This window comes from Ruegeria sp. AH3, from assembly GCF_056536265.1.
On the sequence record NZ_JBQFJL010000002.1, the window covers coordinates 465009 to 482251 of the forward strand.

Sequence of the window (17243 nt, forward strand, 5' to 3'; positions counted from 1 at the left end):
GCCCAAATGCCTTGCGTGCGCTTCAGGAAGAGGGTGATGTATTCGATTATGTCCTTGCCAGCGACATCCAGTATATCGCGGATTGGAGCGGGATAGCTGACTGGCCGGTGGCTGAGGATGATCGCGACAAGCCATTTGCGAGCGTCTTCGAGGTTTTGGTGAAAGACGAAGCGGCTAATCTGGGTGTTTTGAAACGCAATTCAGCCCCGTCATCCAGATGGGGCCTCAATACCCGATAAATCGAAGGCGCATACGGGCGAGGCTGTCATAACGTCCCACCAGCACGCGCGGGATCGCATAAGGGTTAACCTGCAGAGGATCGCATAGCTCTGATCCGAGCGCTGTTGCCGATGTGAAACCGGCCTGTTTCACCGCGTCTTGCAGCGCTGGGCTGTGGTTGCCGTTTGGATACGCAAAATGGTTGATGGGTTGTTCCGTCCACTTCTGCAACAGCTTCCGGGAGTCTTGTATACTTTGCATGGCTTCATCCAGCGGAATTTGGTCCAACAGGTTGTGGCAGTGACTGTGCGCACCGATGGTCACGTATGGCGATTGCGCCAACTCTCGCAGCTGCTCGCGCGTAAGCGGCGCAAGAGGTGTGACATCGACCTGAGATGGTCCGGCCTGTTGCAGAATTTCAAGGGTCAAAGCTTCGCGCAAGTCCGGGGCGACAGTTTTTAGCGTCTCTAGGATATCCGAGATCACCATCCATCTTGTAGCACCTGTTTCAGGGCCGATCTGCCAAGTTTTTGGCCCGTCGGCTTCGACGCGGATGGTCGTGACCCCTGGGTTTTGCAAGGCGTTCATGATCCGGTCAAACCAGTAGGGTTGTCGGCTTTCGATTTGCGCGGTCGCAATATAGAGCGTGACGGGCAGCGCCTCGGCTTCGACAATTGGCAACAGATGAGTGAACAGCCCCACATCTCCATCATCGAAGGTGATTACCACCCGGGGGCGCGATGCCGGGGCAGCTGGATCAAGCGCTTGATCGAGGCTGACAATATCGAAGTACTGACGCAAGAAAGCGATCTGCTGCTGAAAGTCCCGTGCGCGCGCAACGGTCCACGCATCCATCACCTCGGTATCCAAGCCAAGCGTGTGATAGCACAAAACCAGTGTTGGATTGGTGCGCAGGGCATGTGAACGCATTAATGTATAGGCTGGTCCGGTGCTAAGGACTGACAGTGCCGTTTGTTTCAACACTCCCATCGATCAGACCTGACCCTGATACAAGGCGCGCAGTTTTTCGACCTCGTGGGTAATGCTGTGACGCGCCGTGACCCGATCTAGCGCATCTTGGCCTATTCGCTTTCGGTCTTCCGCCGAAACGGACAGGGTGTTGCACATGGCTTCTACCAGAGAGCCAACATCTCCGGCCGGTACCAGCCATCCGGTCTTTTCTGGCTGAACCAGTTCGGGTATGCCGCCAACATAGGTTGATATGACGGGTCGGGCTTGTGCCATCGCTTCCATGATGACCACGGGAAGCCCTTCGATCAGGCTGGGCTGCACCAGAGTGTGGCAGTTTAGAATCTCGTCCCGAACCTGCTCTGAAGAGATCCAGCCCGTGATCCGCACCGCGTCTCCAAGACCCAGTGCTGCGATTTTATGTTCGATGGGCGCGCGAAGTTCACCATCCCCAGCCAATACCAGCCGCGCCTGAGGATGCAGTTTCAGAACTTTAGCGAAGGCATCAAGCAAAATCAGATGGGCTTTCTCGGGGCTGAGACGGCCAATGCACAACAGGACAGGATCGTCGACCACTTTGATCAAGGCAGGATCGGCAAAGGCGTCAGATTCCAATCCGCAATGAACAACTTTGAGTTTTGACCAGTCTTCGGACGCGACATGGCGCATCAACTGGCTGCGGCTGAAGGCGCTGATCGCAACGGTAAAACGTGCATTTGCGACCTTGCGGTCAAAGGCCAGTTTAGGTGCGTTGTCCGCTTCATCCATGCCGTGGATGGTAAAGCTGTACTCGGGGCCGCCTAATTGGCGGATCAGCAAGGCGACCTCTGCAGGGTTTGTGCCGAAATGTGCATGCAGGTGCGAGACCGGGTTTTCGTCCAGCCAGAGTTTGATCTGGCAGGCATGGGCGAGATAGATCAGGTGATAAGGCCAAGGGCGCATCGCGTTGCGCGACATGGACAGCGCAGATTTCAAAGCACGCCAGAATGGCCGGGGATTGCGTTGGGCATACTTGATTGCGGTCAGCAGCAACCTGCCTGCGCCATTTCCTAACGTATAGCGCGTTTTATGGCGCTCGGTTTCGTCCTGAGGGTCGGCGACTTCGGCATCCCAGCCGCGAAAGGCAAAACGCTCGACCTCAACGCCCTGCTTTTCAAGTTCGTTAATTTCACGCCGAATGAAGGTGTGACTTACTTTTGGATATTGGTTTGTCAGATAGGCCACACGCATTTGAAACACCTTAACACTAACTCTTCAAAGCCGCTGCTCGGGACCGAGGGAATAGGATCGAGTTCAGATCATCATTCTGTGGCGGCATAAGGGCAGAATGCTGAATTTTGAGATATGATCCAGATTTCAACGTATCGAAATATGCTATTTGTATTCGATAATCCCCGCTGGTTTCCCGCGCCATTGCCTGAGTTGGTATTCCAGAACGCCCATGGCCTCGGGGAAATTGCCTAGCACGAGAAAGAACGCATATTCCCACGCGGTTCTGTTTCCAGGGTTCTGGCGCAAGGCGATACGCAATACCTGAAGGGGAAAGAGCCCAAATCCCAGAAGTGCCCAGGGCGATATCAAAGCAGCCGCCAGCAATAATGTCAGGGGGAGCATTACGCCCCAGGCCAGAATGCGTTTGACCGCTCGGACGCTGTGGCGCTCCGGAGGGGCGCCATGCAGTGCGGCGCCTTCGGCAAAGGCATGGCCACTGCGTCGGGCCCGTTTCCACCATTGGCTCAGCCGGGTCATATCTGCATCGTGCAGCGTCATTTCTTCATCCAATCGCCAGACTCGCCATCCTTCGGCCCGCAATCGCACGCAAAGCTCTGGCTCTTCTCCAGCAATCATGGTGTCGCGGTAGCCACCGACCTGGCTCAGGGCCTCTACACGCATCATCGCGTCCCCGCCGCAGGCATCGGATTGGCCCACTGGGGTGTCCCATTCCATATCGCAAAGCCGATTATACACCGTGCCATCAGGAAACCGCTCGCGCCGTCGACCGCAGACCACGGCGGTTTTGGGATTTTCTGACAGAAATTGCGCGGCGGATTGGAACCACCCTGGCTGAACGACACAATCTCCATCGACGAACTGAACGAAATGGATGTTCTTATCAGCGATTAATGTGCGAAACCCGGTGTTACGCGCGCGCGCAGCTGTAAAGGGCTGATCCAGATCGAGCTCAACCACCTCAGCACCAGCTTTTTGTGCGTTTGCGAGGCTGTCATCGGTCGATCCCGAATCAACATAGACGATTTTTCCGATATTTGCGGGAATCGAATCTAGGCAGGACACCAATCTGCTGCCTTCATTTCGCCCGATTACGACGGCACCAATGCCTGAAATCTCATCCATAGCGTCTCCGGACGTAGGGAAAATCAAATAAAATCGGCGTGTTTGTGCCCATATGGCAAAAAATTGCGCTGCAAATTGCTTGTCGTCAACGTTGTGCCGATCCTTAACTTGCACTGTCAAGCAAATTGAAACAGTTCAGGGTTAAGGATTGCGGTTGTACCGCAGTATGATGGGCGAGCAGTAACTATGTGGAATCATTGGGGCATTAGCGCCATGCAGCGGCTTGAGTGCGCGCGTGGAATATTGTGCCTGAATGGTCGTCCAGAAGGCCTGAAAAAGGGCTTCAAACACAGTACGCATGTTGTTCCTAGTATGTGGGCGAAGACCGCGGCAGCTGTCGCCCGACATAGTTTTGCCGCACTTGAGCCTCGCTGAGGCCAGCAAGTGGAAACAATCATCCCGAAACATCGGGATTTGAGCAAACGGGCGTAGCTATGAGTCTGAACGCAGAATATTTCACCCTGAACTCGGGATATACCGGGCTGGCGGATGTCGATTTTGATGCAGAGCCAACGGCGACATCGACGGTCGATGCCTTGGACATCCAGCGGATGCGCGGAGCATTCTGGGAGGGTGGTGCGAAGAACTACTTCGCGGCGCGCTATTTCGGTGATCTCAACGTGATCGAAGCTGGCCGGTACACGTTTTATCTGAAATCCGACAGCAACGCGATGCTCTATATCAACGGTGAGTTGGTTGCTGAAAACGCCGGTGGACGGGGTGGTCGCAACAGTGAGATTACCTTGGATCTGGATGCTGGCGCTCATGACATCGAGATTCGGTACTTCGATGGCCGCGGTCGGTCGACCCTGCAGCTGGAATGGGAAGGCCCTGACAGCGATGGGAAGCGCGAGACCATCACCGGTGATGCACTGTCGAAGGGCGAGAAACCCGTAGACGTGGATCAGACCGATGGCGATGCGGGCGACAATGGTGACACAGATAGTGGCGACCAAGGTGCGGGTGACGACACGGGCGACCAGGATACCGGCACTGATACCGGCGACCAAGACGCAGGCGATGATACGGATACCGATACCGGTGACCAAGGCGCAGGCGACGACACGGGTACCGACACCGGTGACCAAGATGCGGGCGACGACACGGACACTGATGCCGGCGACCAAGACGCAGGTGACGATACGGGCACTGATACCGGCGATCAGGGCGCAGGTGACGATACGGGTACCGACACCGGTGACCAAGGCGCGGGCGACGACGCAGACACCGATAACGGCGACCACGATACTGGCGATGATGGCCACACTGGCGACGGTGATCAAGATACAGATACCGGAACCCAGACGGGGCGTCAGGGGCTGCGGGGCGAATACTTTATTTTGCCCGACTTCATCAGCAACCTGAACGAAGTTGATTTTGATGCAACGCCCGACGGAGAAGGATCCGTCGAAAGCCTGAGTTTCATGGGAGGGCAGGACCCGTTCTGGGAAGGCGGCCCAAACGATTTGTTTGCGGCGCGATATGCAGGCCAACTCAACGTGCAAGAGGCCGGGACGTATACGATCTATCTGACATCGGATGACGGTTCGGTTCTGTATATCGATGGCGAGCCTGTAATCGACAATGATGGATTGCATGGGACGCTTGAGCAGCGCGTGTCGCTGGACCTGTCGGCCGGTGTGCACGACATCGAAATCCGCTATTTCGAAGCCTATGGTGAAGCGACACTCCAACTGGAATGGGTCGGTCCGGACAGCGATGGCCAGCGCGAAGTGATTGGTGGCGAAGCGCTGGGTTACCCTGAAAGCACCAGCGATGACGGAGATTCCGACAGCGGTGACCACGGCGCAGGTGATGATGACGACGCTGACAGTGGTGACCAAGATGCGGGTGATGATGACCACACTGGTGATGGTGACCACAGCACGGGCGATGACGATTCCGATTCTAGCGATGGCACGGGCGCAGGTCGTCAGGGCTTGCTGGGCCACTATTTCCTACTTTCAAAGTCGGTAGATAGCATTCAAGAGATCGATTTTGAGGCGACACCTTATGGAACGGGTGCGGTGGAAAACCTGAGCTTCATGAATGGTCAAGAGCCGTTTTGGGAAGGCGGTCCGGGCGACTTGTTTGCAGTACGTTACTCGGGCAACCTGAATGTGCAGAAGGCGGGGACCTATACGTTCTACCTGAACTCGGATGATGGCTCAGCGCTTTATATCAATGGTGAGCCTGTAATCGACAATGACGGCTTGCATGCAACACGTGAACAGCGCGTGACACTGGAGTTGTCGGCGGGTTCGCATGACATAGAAATCCTTTATTTTGAAGCTTATGGCGATGCGACACTTCAGTTGGAGTGGGCTGGTCCAGATAGCGATGGTCGCCGCGAAGTGATCGGTGGCGACTCGTTGAGCTATTCCGAAAGCACGAGTGATGGTAGTCACACGGGTGGAGATCATGACACGGATGCTGGTGATCACACTGGCGGTGATGACCAAAGTTCAGGCGATGACGGCCACACCGGCGGCGATCATGGTACGGATGATGGCGACCACACTGGCGGTGATGATCAAAGCTCAGGCGATGACGGCCACACCGGCGGAGATCATGGCACTGATGATGGCGATCACACCGGCGGTGATGACCAAAGCTCGGGCGATGACGGCCACACCGGCGGCGATCATGGTACGGATGATGGTGATCACACTGGCGGTGATGACCAAAGCTCGGGCGATGACGGCCACACCGGCGGCGATCATGGTACGGATGATGGTGATCACACTGGCGGTGATGACCAAAGCTCGGGCGATGACGGCCACACCGGCGGCGATCATGGTACGGATGATGGTGATCACACTGGCGGTGATGACCAAAGCTCGGGTGATGACAGTCACACCGGCGGCGATCATGGTACGGATGATGGCGACCACACTGGTGGCGACGACCAAAGCTCGGGTGATGACAGTCACACCGGCGGTGGCTCGCATGGTGGTCATAGTGACGGATACATTCCACCACCTACAAGCCCTGATGAGGTTGACGACTACGTAGCCGCAGTGATGGCACAGCCCGACGCGCATCCACATGGCGGGGATGAAAGCCGTGCGGTTGAGCACGTGGCGCTCATGGATCTCGTACCGCGTTCAGAGGCCACCCATGTCGCGATTAGCGACGGTGACTGGTTCGACCCGAATACATGGCATGAAGGCCGGATTCCGGATGCGGGTGCTCAGGTACTGATCCCCGAAGGTATCTCGGTCGTTTATGCCGGCGAAAGTGACGAGTCCCTTTTCACCGTACGTGTGGATGGCGAGCTTTCCTTTGCGCATGACGCAGACTCGAAGATCCTGGTGGACACCATGGTTGTTTCCGGGACGGGTCGTCTGGAGATCGGAACCGAAGAAAATCCGATTGCCGACGATGTGGATGTTGAGATCGTGATTGCCAACAATGGTGATATCGATGTCGGCTGGGATCCGATGCTGTTATCCCGTGGCGTAATCTCGCACGGACAGGTCGAGATTCATGGCGCTGAAAAAACCAGCTTCCTGACGGTTGATGATGCGCCGATGGCTGGCGACACTGAAATCACGCTGAGTGATATTCCCGAAGGCTGGCAGGTTGGCGATAGCATCGTTTTGACGGGTACACACAAGGAAGGCTGGTACTGGGATCAGGCGGCTGGATCGGTAATTCATCACGAAAGCCAAGATGAAGAAGTCGTTATCACTGGCATCAGTGGAAATACGATCACTATTGATCGCCCGTTGGAACACGACCACGATACGCCGCGTGACGATCTTTCCGCTTATGTTGCGAACACTTCGCGCAATATCACGTTCTCCAGTGAGGATGGCGAAGATACTGCTGTTCACCACCGCGGGCATACGATGTTCATGCACTCGGATGATGTGGATGTACGCTATGCCGCCTTTGACGATCTGGGACGGACCGATAAGTCGGAGCCGGCGTTCAGTATCGACTCGATTGGCACTGTACAGCCAGATTCGAACGTTCAGGGCCGCTACTCTTTCCACTTCCATCGGACCGGGATCGAAGATCGGGATGATCCCGCGATTGCGATTGGTAACTCGGTCAGCGGATCTCCGGGTTGGGGATTTGTGCATCACGATAGCAATGCGACCTTCACGGACAATGTGGCTTGGGATATCTTTGGTGCCGCCTTTGTTGCAGAGGATGGTAATGAGACAGGTGTCTGGTCACGCAATATCGCAATCAGGACCGAAGGCGTGTCCTACGGCGAATCCCAGGTAAAGCTGCAAAGCGATGTTGAGCGGCATGACAATGGGCGGACCGGCGAAGGCTTCTTCTTCGCTGGGCGTCTGGTTGAAGCCTCAGATAACGTGGCTGCAAATACCACGCATGGATTTGTCTGGATGACTCGCGGCCAGCTACGTGACCCGCTCGGTGAAAACCTGGATCAACCTGAACTTGCCTATGGCAACGAGTATTTGCGCCTTGACCAAGCACCGATCCAAGGGTTCGAGAACAACGAGGCCTTCGGCACTGAAGTTGGCCTGATCGTGATCAAAAATGGTCCGGATCAGAGTCATGATGTCCGATCGGTTATGGATGGTTTCACGAATTGGGAAACTACTCGTGGCGTCGACTTGTCTTATAGCTCCCACTACACGTTGATCGATTTTGACCTCTTGGCCACTCAACAACCTGGTCAATATCCTGAAATCGGCTTCCAATTGGGCGGAAACGCATTCGATATCGTCTCTAACGGTATGACTATTGACGGCTTTGCAACTGGAGCGAACCTGGATCAACCCTTCCATTTCGGTTCGAATGGCGAAGACTACGACGATGTGTTTATCGATCTGGTCATGGCAAACAACGGGACCAACTTTGTCGGGTACAACGAGGATCGCCATTCGATCCTGAGTTCAGATGATCTGGTTGAAGGCCGGCTTGGCTTTGTTCTGGAAACGGATACCGTAATCTCTGAAGGCGAGAACCTCCATCTCAGCGGTACAAAAACAGATTCGATCGGTAGCCGGGATCGTGACTTCGAGGGTGATCAGCATATTCTATGGTGGCACTGGGATATCGCTCAGTTCATTGCAACCGAGGGGTACTACAAGACTGAATCGGGCGAGAATGTTCTGTTGCTAGAAGACTTCGTATCAGATCGTGCGACCGGTGAGCTTCATAAGATGACCCACGTCATCACGCTCGATATGACGGATCAGCAGATCGCGAATTCCTGGTCCATCAATGATTGGGGCGGCGCGCAGTATAACGGCGTCGTGTCGTTCGACAATGTGAACCCCACTGCACAGGATGACTCTGCGTCAACGAATGCTGGTATGGCGGTTTTGATCGACGTTCTGTCGAATGACTCGCATGCTGGTGGCGATGACCTGCGCGTCGATGGCCTGTCCACGACACCGAACGGCAATGTTTATGTTCAGGATGACGGGCAGTTGCTTTACGTCCCGAACCCGGATTTTGTCGGAGTTGATACATTCGACTATTGGGCCGGCGATGATGATGGGGACTTTACCCGCGCGACCGTTACGGTCGAGGTCTTCGATATGTAATTGAAGAAGAGCCCGGTACATGATTTCGACCGGGCTTTTCAAAACTTGCATCAGACAAAATAATAGCGGGCTCTGGTTTCTCAGGGCCCGCTTTTTTATGGTTCAACGTTTGTATTGAGGTTTTTCTGTTCTCGAGGCAGAGGCTATACGGGGTGAAACTGCAATTCTTGGTCGCAAAACTCGAATGGCGGCGATGGCAAGAAATACAACTATTCCGGTAGCAGAATAGATCACCAAAGCGACCCACACACCAAAGCCCATCGCTAGTGCGGTGATACCCGCCAGCAAAGCAAAGCAAATGGCAATTCCCAGTGCCCCAACCACGTAGTAACCTGCGCTCCGGCCTTTGAAACATGTCTATCTTGAGTAGATGCACCTACCTTGACCACGAACAGAGTCAAGTTAGATGGGACTTCATACGCGCAATGAACCGCCGGTGAGCGGCGAGTCTTTGCCGTTCCTGTCCTTGTTCAGCTCCGCCTACACTTTGTCAAAAGACTGAGGCGATGATCAACGTAAAGTAGAAGTTCAACTTCTCCCTCAGTTCGAGCAAACAACCCCTTGTGATCTATACATCAACGATACGGCACGAGATTGAATTCGGGCTTTGCCTTGGTTTGAACCAGATTATCTATTACCAGCGTTTGAAAGCTGCCGTCGCTTTTGCAACATGACTGGTTTTTTGGGTTCAATATGTTCTGAATTGTTCGATTTATCAGTAACATCGCAACAAGAGTGTTTTGTATTTGTTTATCTCACCGAAGGGAATTTCCGGCCTCGACGCCGCCGCCATCGGATCATTGAGAAAGGGTTGAATAATGAAGGTGGAATTGACGCCGCTGGCCGGGCTTGTGATCCTGACGCCTGATCGCTTTGCCGATGAGCGCGGGTTCTTCAGCGAAAGCTGGAATTCTGCGCGGTTGCGCGAACACGGGATCAATGTGGATTTTGTGCAGGATAATCACTCACTGTCGCGCCAGTCGGGTACGGTGCGCGGCCTTCATTTTCAATCACCTCCTCATGCACAGGACAAGCTGGTTCGGTGCAGCCGGGGAAGGTTGTTCGATGTTGCCGTCGATATCCGAAAGGGAAGCCCGACATATGGTCAGTGGTTCGGTGCCGAGCTGAGTGCAGAAAACGGGCGCCAGATGCTGGTGCCACAGGGATTCCTGCATGGGTTTGCCACATGCGAACCGGATACGGAAATCTGTTACAAGTGCAGTGACTACTATGCGCCTGAGTGCGATGGTACGGTTCGGTTTGATGACCCCGAGATCGGGATCGATTGGAACCTCGGTGGACCTGCGATCTTGTCGGCGAAGGACGAAAGTGCGCAGCGTTTTGCGGAGTTCAAAAGCCCCTTCGCGTGGGAAGGATAAGTTATGAAGTTGTTGGTTACTGGTGGGGCCGGATTCATCGGGTCTGCAGTGGTGCGGTTGGCCATAGCGCGTGGGCACGAGGTGGTGAACATAGACGCTCTGACCTACGCGGCATGTCTGGAGAATGTGGCCAGCGTTGCCGATGACCCCAGGTACAGTTTCGTTCACGCCGATATCCGGGATCGCAGTGCTATGGATAAAGCGCTTGAAACGCACCAGCCTGACGTAATCATGCATCTCGCGGCGGAAAGCCATGTGGACCGATCCATCGATGGCCCCGGAAATTTCATCGATTCCAATATTTCCGGGACTTACACGTTGTTGGAAGCTGCTCGGAAGAACTGGATCGCTCGTGGCAAACCTGAAGGGTTCCGGTTTCACCATATCTCGACGGATGAGGTGTTTGGCAGTCTTGGTCCGCACGGGTTGTTCACGGAAGATACTCCTTATGATCCCCGCAGTCCCTATTCTGCCTCCAAAGCGGCGTCGGACCATCTGGTGCGTGCTTGGCATGAGACATATGGCTTGCCTATCGTGCTGACGAATTGCAGCAACAATTACGGGCCTTATCATTTTCCTGAGAAACTAATCCCGGTGGTGATCCTGAACGCCTTGGCGGGTAAAGCGCTACCAATCTATGGCACTGGCTCGAATGTGCGTGACTGGCTCTATGTCGAAGATCACGCGGATGCGTTGCTGCTGGTGGCCGACAGGGGGCAGAACGGTCGATCCTACAATATTGGCGGCAACAACGAACGCTCTAATCTTGAGCTGGTGCGTGGCCTGTGCGCCATCCTGGATGAGTTGCGTCCAAAACCGCAGGGCAGCTATGCCGAGCAGATTACATTTGTGCCTGACCGGCCCGGTCATGATGCGCGTTATGCAATCGATGCGTCTCGGATCTGCGATGAGTTGGGCTGGAGCCCGTCCGTAACGCTTGAAGAAGGGCTGCGCCGAACGGTCGAGTGGTATCTTGCCAACGAAGAATGGTGGCAGGCGCTGCTGGACCGGCACAATGTCAGCGGCAGGTTGGGGGTCGCGACGTGATTTTGGTCTTTGGCAGCTCTGGTCAGCTGGCGTGCGAACTGGCGCCGTTGTCAGAGGTCGAATGTGTGTCGCGGTCTGATGCCGATCTGACGGATCCCGATGCATGTTCTGGAATCATCGCAAACAGAAATCCCACCGCGGTGATCAACGCGGCCGCATATACAGCCGTGGACCGGGCAGAAGAGGAAGAAGAACTTGCCACCACAATCAACGCCGCCGCGCCAGGGGCGATGGCAGGTGCATGCGCTGTGCTGGGCATTCCTTTTGTCACGATCTCGACGGACTATGTTTTTGACGGCAGCGGGCAAAAACCCTGGAACCCGGCTGATCCAGTCAATCCTCTTGCGGCCTATGGGCGATCTAAGCTGGCCGGTGAGCGGGCGGTCGCTGCAACAAACGCTCAGGCCACAGTTTTACGTACGTCCTGGGTGGTGTCATCGCATGGGAACAACTTCGTCAAGACCATGCTGCGCTTGGGAGAGGCGCGCGACCACTTGGCGGTGGTTGCAGATCAGATCGGTGGTCCAACTCCGGCACGGGATCTGGCACAGGCTTGCCACCAGATCGCATGTCAAATGCGTGCAGATCCTCAAAAGCGTGGCCTTTATCACTACGCAGGATATCCCTCCGTCAGTTGGGCTGATTTTGCGCGCGAGATTTTTGATCAGGCGCAACTCGATTGTGATGTGATTGATATCCCTAGCTCTGATTACCCCACACCGGCGCGCCGCCCCTTGAATTCGCGATTGGACTGTGCGGATACTGAGCGGGTTTTTTTCATCAGCCCTCCAGATTGGCGATACGGGCTGGCCGATATTTTGAGTGACCTGAAGGGATAGTACCAGTGACGGAACGCAAAGGGATCATCTTGGCCGGAGGATCGGGCACGCGCCTTTATCCAATCACCGAAGGTGTGTCGAAGCAGCTTTTGCCAATATATGATAAACCGATGGTCTATTATCCGCTCAGCGTTTTGATGTTGGCGGATATCCGTGAGATCTGCATCATCACGACGCCTCAGGATCAAGAGCAGTTTCAGCGCGCGCTGGGTGACGGCAGCCAATGGGGCATATCGCTCAGCTATGTTGTGCAACCCAGCCCGGACGGGTTGGCACAAGCCTATATTTTGGCAGATACGTTCCTAAGCGGTGCCCCAAGTGCAATGGTGCTGGGTGATAACATCTTCTTTGGTCACGGTTTGCCCGAGTTGTTGCTGAAGGCCGATCAGTCTGCGTCCGGCGCAACGGTGTTCGGGTATCACGTGAATGATCCGCAGCGTTATGGTGTGGTCGATTTCGATGATCAGGACCGCGTGCGTGCGATCATCGAAAAGCCTGAGTCTCCGCCATCGAATTATGCCGTGACGGGGCTTTACTTCCTGGATGGATCAGCGCCCGAACGTGCACGGAAGGTGGTGCCGTCTGGTCGGGGTGAATTGGAGATCACCAGCCTTCTGGAACAATACCTGCTTGAGGATCAACTCGAACTCATCCGCATGGGTCGTGGATATGCCTGGCTTGATACTGGAACACATGGCAGCCTGCTGGACGCAGGAAATTTCGTTCGCACGCTGCAGGAACGGCAGGGGTTGCAGACCGGATGCCCCGAGGAGATTAGCTATCAAAAAGGCTGGATTACGCGCGAACATTTGGCCGAACGGGCCGAAGCGCTCGCGAAAAATGGTTACGGTCAGTATCTTGCCAATCTGATCGCGGGTTGAGCCTGCCCGGCCTTATCCTTGTGGAACGCCGGTTGGGGCATAGTTGGTGACAACATCCCAGACGATTTCCTGCATCAGGAGCGCGACTTCAGGCCCGGGGTCATCCGCGTCGCTTCCGTCAGCCCGTTTCAATTGATGCGGCAGTCCCACAGGTGATTTCTGGTAGAGCACCGCGTAGTGGGTCAAGGCCACCAGATAAGCCCCAAGATCGTTGTAGTGGATGCTATCCTGCGTACCGTCATCGTTTTTGGCAAAAAGGTCCTCGCGGCGCTGGATCGGGCCGACGCCGCCCCGATCTTCGACCTCACGTACGAAACGGGCAAAGACCTGACCGGCCGGGATCACATAGATCGGGTTGGGCATGTCGTCATAGGCCATTGCGCGCTGTAGGATTTCCGTCTCCCAATAGCGGTCAAGGTCCAGATCCAATCGTTCGAGCCAACCTTCCTGATCGTCCAACGGATGCCAGGTCTCGTAAAGATAAACGCGCTTATCGGGATTGGCTTTCCAACCGGCCTGTGCCCAGCGATGCAGATAATCGCCGCTGTCCATGTATTTGATTGCATCGCGAATTTCGACCATCTCGGTCAAAACCAGCGCGTCATAATCACCTGTCGCGACGGCCTCATGCGCATCGCGGTACCGAGGATGGTCGTTTTCGACATCGAACCCGTTGATCACCTCATCAGGTTCCCAATGCGCCTTGAGCGCTGTGCCCCAGCCCAACTGACTGTTATAGCTGTGACCTTCATCAGCAAGCTGTTCGAGCATGAACGGCATGTTGCGAGCAACGAGGCTGTGACCGATGTGGAATACCGCCTGAGGCCCGGGCGAAACATGAACGGGGGTTTGGTAGAGTTCGTTGAATTCTGATTTCTCGATGGGTTTGGGGCTGCCGCATTTGCCAAGGCTGCCGCAGGCGGCAAGCGTCAACAGAAGGCCGGGGGACATAAACCGTTTGAAACTCTTAAACATCACATACCCTAATTTAGAAGTATCGAGCCTGTATTACTTTTCGGATATAGGTTTGCTCGCTGATCCTGACAAAACTATTTTTTTGACATGGGCGCGGTAATAAATGTGCTGCAATTAAATTGAAACGCCCCTGGTGACGCAAAGCGAGAAAGTCGCCAGAGGGGCTCTAATCGTTGGCTAAAACGTGGCATTCGCCAAAGACTACACCCCGAAACGCGAAGGTGTGATCTTGATAACGCTCAATGATATGAGCACTTTGCTTGTAATTGTTCGGGTTCTTGATCATGACCCACCGATTTCTGTGATCAAATCCGAAAAAGTATTCCGTCACCAGGTAGCCCGACGGAATACTTGATCACTGGTTCTTGGGGGGCGTGTCAGTAGCCCGTTGCCCGTACGACAACACCAACGGTTGCGTAGAGAATACCAATGTCGGTTTTTAGGGTCAGGTCTTCGGCATACGACGTATCGAAGTCGGCACGGCTGGCGAAGGTGCTCGCATTGCGTTCGGATACCTGCCACGAGCCGGTCAAACCCGGGCGTAGCGAGAAATAGGCTTTGCCCGGATACAGAGCACGCTGCTCCGGCATCATCGGGCGCGGACCCACTAAGCTCATCTCACCGATGAGTATGTTCCACAATTGCGGCAGCTCATCGAGGGATGTTTTGCGCAGAATATGACCAAACGACGTGATCCGAGGATCATCCTTGAGCTTCTGAGTCTGTTCCCATTCCAGCCGCGCCAAGGTGTTCTTGGCCAGGTAATCTTCCAGAAGAGCATGTGCATTCGGGACCATGCTGCGCAGCTTCCACATGGTGAAGATACGCCCATTCTTGCCAACACGGCGTTGCCCATAGAACGGGTTGGCGCCATCCGTCGCGACGATTGCTGCAAGCACCAGAACGATGGGCAGCACAATCGGCATTGCGAGCAGCACGATTGCCACATCAAGGACGCGCTTGAACAGGTTTTTGTAAATTCGCGTGGGGTTGGTCGAATTCCGACCCGTCTGTTGAACAACTTTCCGGTGACCACGCTTACCGGGAATACTCGTATCCTGAATAGTCATTTTTTTAACTTTCAAACCAAAGCCGAAATATGGCCTCACCTACCTGACACACACCAAGCCATTCAAAACAACGTGACCCAGCAACACTTACACATATATGAGCATTCGTATCCGGATCAAGCCAGCATGATTGCTCACGATTCATGTTTACACTATCTTAACGAACTCTACAAATGTGCATTGCCACAAAAAAGGTGAATTCTTGTCTTCATAGGTAGTAAGTTTTGTCCGAACTGCCGCATTGTTTCCAGATAGATGGCTTGCCTCGTGTTATGGTTGATCCAAGCATGCTGGAAACCCGTGCTTTATTCCTCTTGGTGGGCCTGAAATCGCCATAAAGCTGATGGGCACAAAGATTCGGTTGCGCGGTATCGCATGTCAAAGTTCTTGGTTCATTCTTATCTCAGACGCGTTTCTTACGGATGTTGAGCGGATATTGCGACGCGGCGTGCTGTGAGGCGATATCTGCTGTGTCAGCAACCTGCTCAGTCTGAAATTGCCTGCTGGTAACGTATCCGGTCAAAGAACCGGCTATCAGCCACGTAATAGGCGTAAGGCCTGAGTTCGGAATAAGATCAACGAGGTTTGCAGCCAACGCGAGGCTCAGACCCGCAGTGGCATAAGGTATCGGCCTTGGAAGTCCTTTTGACATCCAGAAGAACAAGGGGAATGTTAACAATCCGAAGCGAGTTATGTAACCAAGCCAGCCAAAATGCCCGAAAAACGCCACCCATATACCGTCAATTATGACGATGTTTCGACCAGTCTCGGGATCAAATAACGCGTTTCGGTCATAGCCGCCCCATCCGAGAAGCGGTTTTTCTTGTGCGCGATCTAAGAGGAGATTTTCGTTTGCGATGCGAAAATCAAAAGAGGCTGCACGTTCGGGATCAATAGTGTTTGCGAGCTCTGATATATGCTCGATGGGTATCCAACCCAGACTGCGCAGCATTGGGAAAATCAACACAATGACTCCGATAGTGGTTGCCACTCGCATCATGGTGCGACTGCTTGCCAACAGAACAAACGGTAGCAACACCAGTGTAATCATCAGCGCACCCAAGGATTTCACAAAAAACAACGCCATCAACATCCAGACCAATGCCAGAGACCAGATGAGCGAGTTGGACGCAGCAAGTTTTGAACGCCTCAACATTGCCGCACAGGCAATGGTGGCCACAGAGAAATATATGCCCAAAACCAGTCCATGGGTAAGAAAGACAAGTGGGCGAAACCCTCCGGCTCTAATGTGTTGGTCAAAGGCATGTGGGAAGAAGCCGTAGATCCATACATTCAATTGCGGGCTCATACGAACTTCAAAAAGTGATGGCAGTGAGTAGAGCAGCCCGGCAAACGCCAGCAGACCAAGCAGCAACCGATGATCTGTTGCTGATCTAAGATATCTCCAACCCAATACATAAGGTATAACCATCGTCAGTGAGCTTAGGATGATCGAAAACGCATCATAGATGCGTAGTGCAGGTAAGAATATTGGCCCGATTTGCACAGGCGCTTGATTGGTCAGAACGGTGCCGAACGCAGCTAAACACATAACGATTATCAGGGCTAGGACGGTGTTCGTGCCAAACTTAGATGTCGAATGCGCAACATATTTGTCATCGGCAGTGATTGTTGCACCAGAAGAATTGGTTGGCCTGTCTTTCAGAACGACAGACAAAACAAGAGCGGTCAGCGCAGGCAGAAGCGATTTGTCGATCACGGGCAAAAGCGGCAGGTCCAACTCAACCTCGTTCGGCAGGAATAGGTAACCGGCAATGATGGTCAGGATGATGGCTTTGTTTCGTTCCAAATTCAGGAACAAGATCAAAGCCACAACTGGGAACGAGTACAGAACAAAATGTGCGAATAGATTTGGCATTGGAGTTCTGTCTTTCGCGAGCTGATACGCTGCTAGGGCTGTTGGGCGGCTAGTGAGGTGCCGGATTTAGATGCACATCTTCTTGACAATAGTTCG

12 protein-coding genes are annotated in these 17243 nt (G+C 54.1%); 6 read left to right on the forward strand and 6 right to left on the reverse strand.

All coding sequences use genetic code 11. The features are described from left to right. Positions 1 to 11: 11 nt before the first annotated feature. Positions 12 to 239 carry a hypothetical protein gene (locus ACR3EM_RS19720; RefSeq protein ID WP_480472332.1) on the forward strand — a complete coding sequence of 76 codons (228 nt, stop codon included), beginning with the start codon at positions 12 to 14 and terminating at the stop codon, positions 237 to 239. On the opposite strand, the gene ACR3EM_RS19725 is transcribed toward ACR3EM_RS19720, so the two are convergent. The 3 genes from ACR3EM_RS19725 to ACR3EM_RS19735 form a co-directional block, all read right to left on the reverse strand. Further along, positions 226 to 1149, reverse strand: a complete 924-nt coding sequence (locus ACR3EM_RS19725) for a polysaccharide deacetylase family protein (RefSeq protein ID WP_480472333.1) — start codon at positions 1147 to 1149, stop codon at positions 226 to 228. The genes ACR3EM_RS19720 and ACR3EM_RS19725 overlap by 14 nt on opposite strands. Positions 1150 to 1212: 63 nt before the next feature. Beyond that, positions 1213 to 2418, reverse strand: a complete 1206-nt coding sequence (locus ACR3EM_RS19730) for a glycosyltransferase family 4 protein (RefSeq protein ID WP_480472334.1) — start codon at positions 2416 to 2418, stop codon at positions 1213 to 1215. Positions 2419 to 2562: 144 nt separating this feature from the next. Continuing rightward, positions 2563 to 3543 (reverse strand): glycosyltransferase family 2 protein, encoded by a 981-nt coding sequence (locus tag ACR3EM_RS19735; RefSeq protein WP_480472335.1) that lies wholly within the window; start codon positions 3541 to 3543, stop codon positions 2563 to 2565. A gap of 434 nt (positions 3544 to 3977) precedes the next feature. On the opposite strand from ACR3EM_RS19735, the gene ACR3EM_RS19740 reads away from it, so the two are divergent. The 5 genes from ACR3EM_RS19740 (at position 3978) to rfbA (ending at position 13223) form a co-directional block, all read left to right on the forward strand. Further along, a complete protein-coding gene (locus tag ACR3EM_RS19740) occupies positions 3978 to 9077 on the forward strand; it encodes a PA14 domain-containing protein (protein WP_480472336.1) in 5100 nt (1699 codons plus the stop codon). An 818-nt stretch (positions 9078 to 9895) separates the two neighbouring features. Beyond that, positions 9896 to 10456 carry a dTDP-4-dehydrorhamnose 3,5-epimerase gene (gene rfbC / locus ACR3EM_RS19745; RefSeq protein WP_480472338.1) on the forward strand — a complete coding sequence of 187 codons (561 nt, stop codon included), beginning with the start codon at positions 9896 to 9898 and terminating at the stop codon, positions 10454 to 10456. Positions 10457 to 10459: 3 nt separating this feature from the next. After that, positions 10460 to 11503 carry a dTDP-glucose 4,6-dehydratase gene (rfbB, locus tag ACR3EM_RS19750; RefSeq protein WP_480472340.1) on the forward strand — a complete coding sequence of 348 codons (1044 nt, stop codon included), beginning with the start codon at positions 10460 to 10462 and terminating at the stop codon, positions 11501 to 11503. Further along, on the forward strand, positions 11500 to 12342 hold the full coding sequence (gene rfbD / locus ACR3EM_RS19755) for a dTDP-4-dehydrorhamnose reductase (protein ID WP_480472342.1): 843 nt from the start codon (positions 11500 to 11502) through the stop codon (positions 12340 to 12342). Before rfbB ends, rfbD begins: the two co-directional genes overlap by 4 nt. A gap of 5 nt (positions 12343 to 12347) precedes the next feature. Then, complete coding sequence (gene rfbA, locus ACR3EM_RS19760; RefSeq protein WP_480472344.1) at positions 12348 to 13223, forward strand: glucose-1-phosphate thymidylyltransferase RfbA; 876 nt, start codon at positions 12348 to 12350, stop codon at positions 13221 to 13223. A gap of 12 nt (positions 13224 to 13235) precedes the next feature. Here rfbA and ACR3EM_RS19765 read toward each other — a convergent pair whose 3' ends face one another. From ACR3EM_RS19765 to ACR3EM_RS19775, 3 genes are all read right to left on the reverse strand, one after another. Then, positions 13236 to 14198 (reverse strand): hypothetical protein, encoded by a 963-nt coding sequence (locus tag ACR3EM_RS19765; protein ID WP_480472346.1) that lies wholly within the window; start codon positions 14196 to 14198, stop codon positions 13236 to 13238. 377 nt (positions 14199 to 14575) lie between these two features. Next, a complete protein-coding gene (locus ACR3EM_RS19770) occupies positions 14576 to 15268 on the reverse strand; it encodes a sugar transferase (protein ID WP_480472348.1) in 693 nt (230 codons plus the stop codon). A gap of 403 nt (positions 15269 to 15671) precedes the next feature. Beyond that, entirely contained in the window at positions 15672 to 17147 is a 1476-nt protein-coding gene (locus ACR3EM_RS19775; RefSeq protein WP_480472350.1) for a hypothetical protein, read from the reverse strand. Positions 17148 to 17243: the final 96 nt, after the last annotated feature.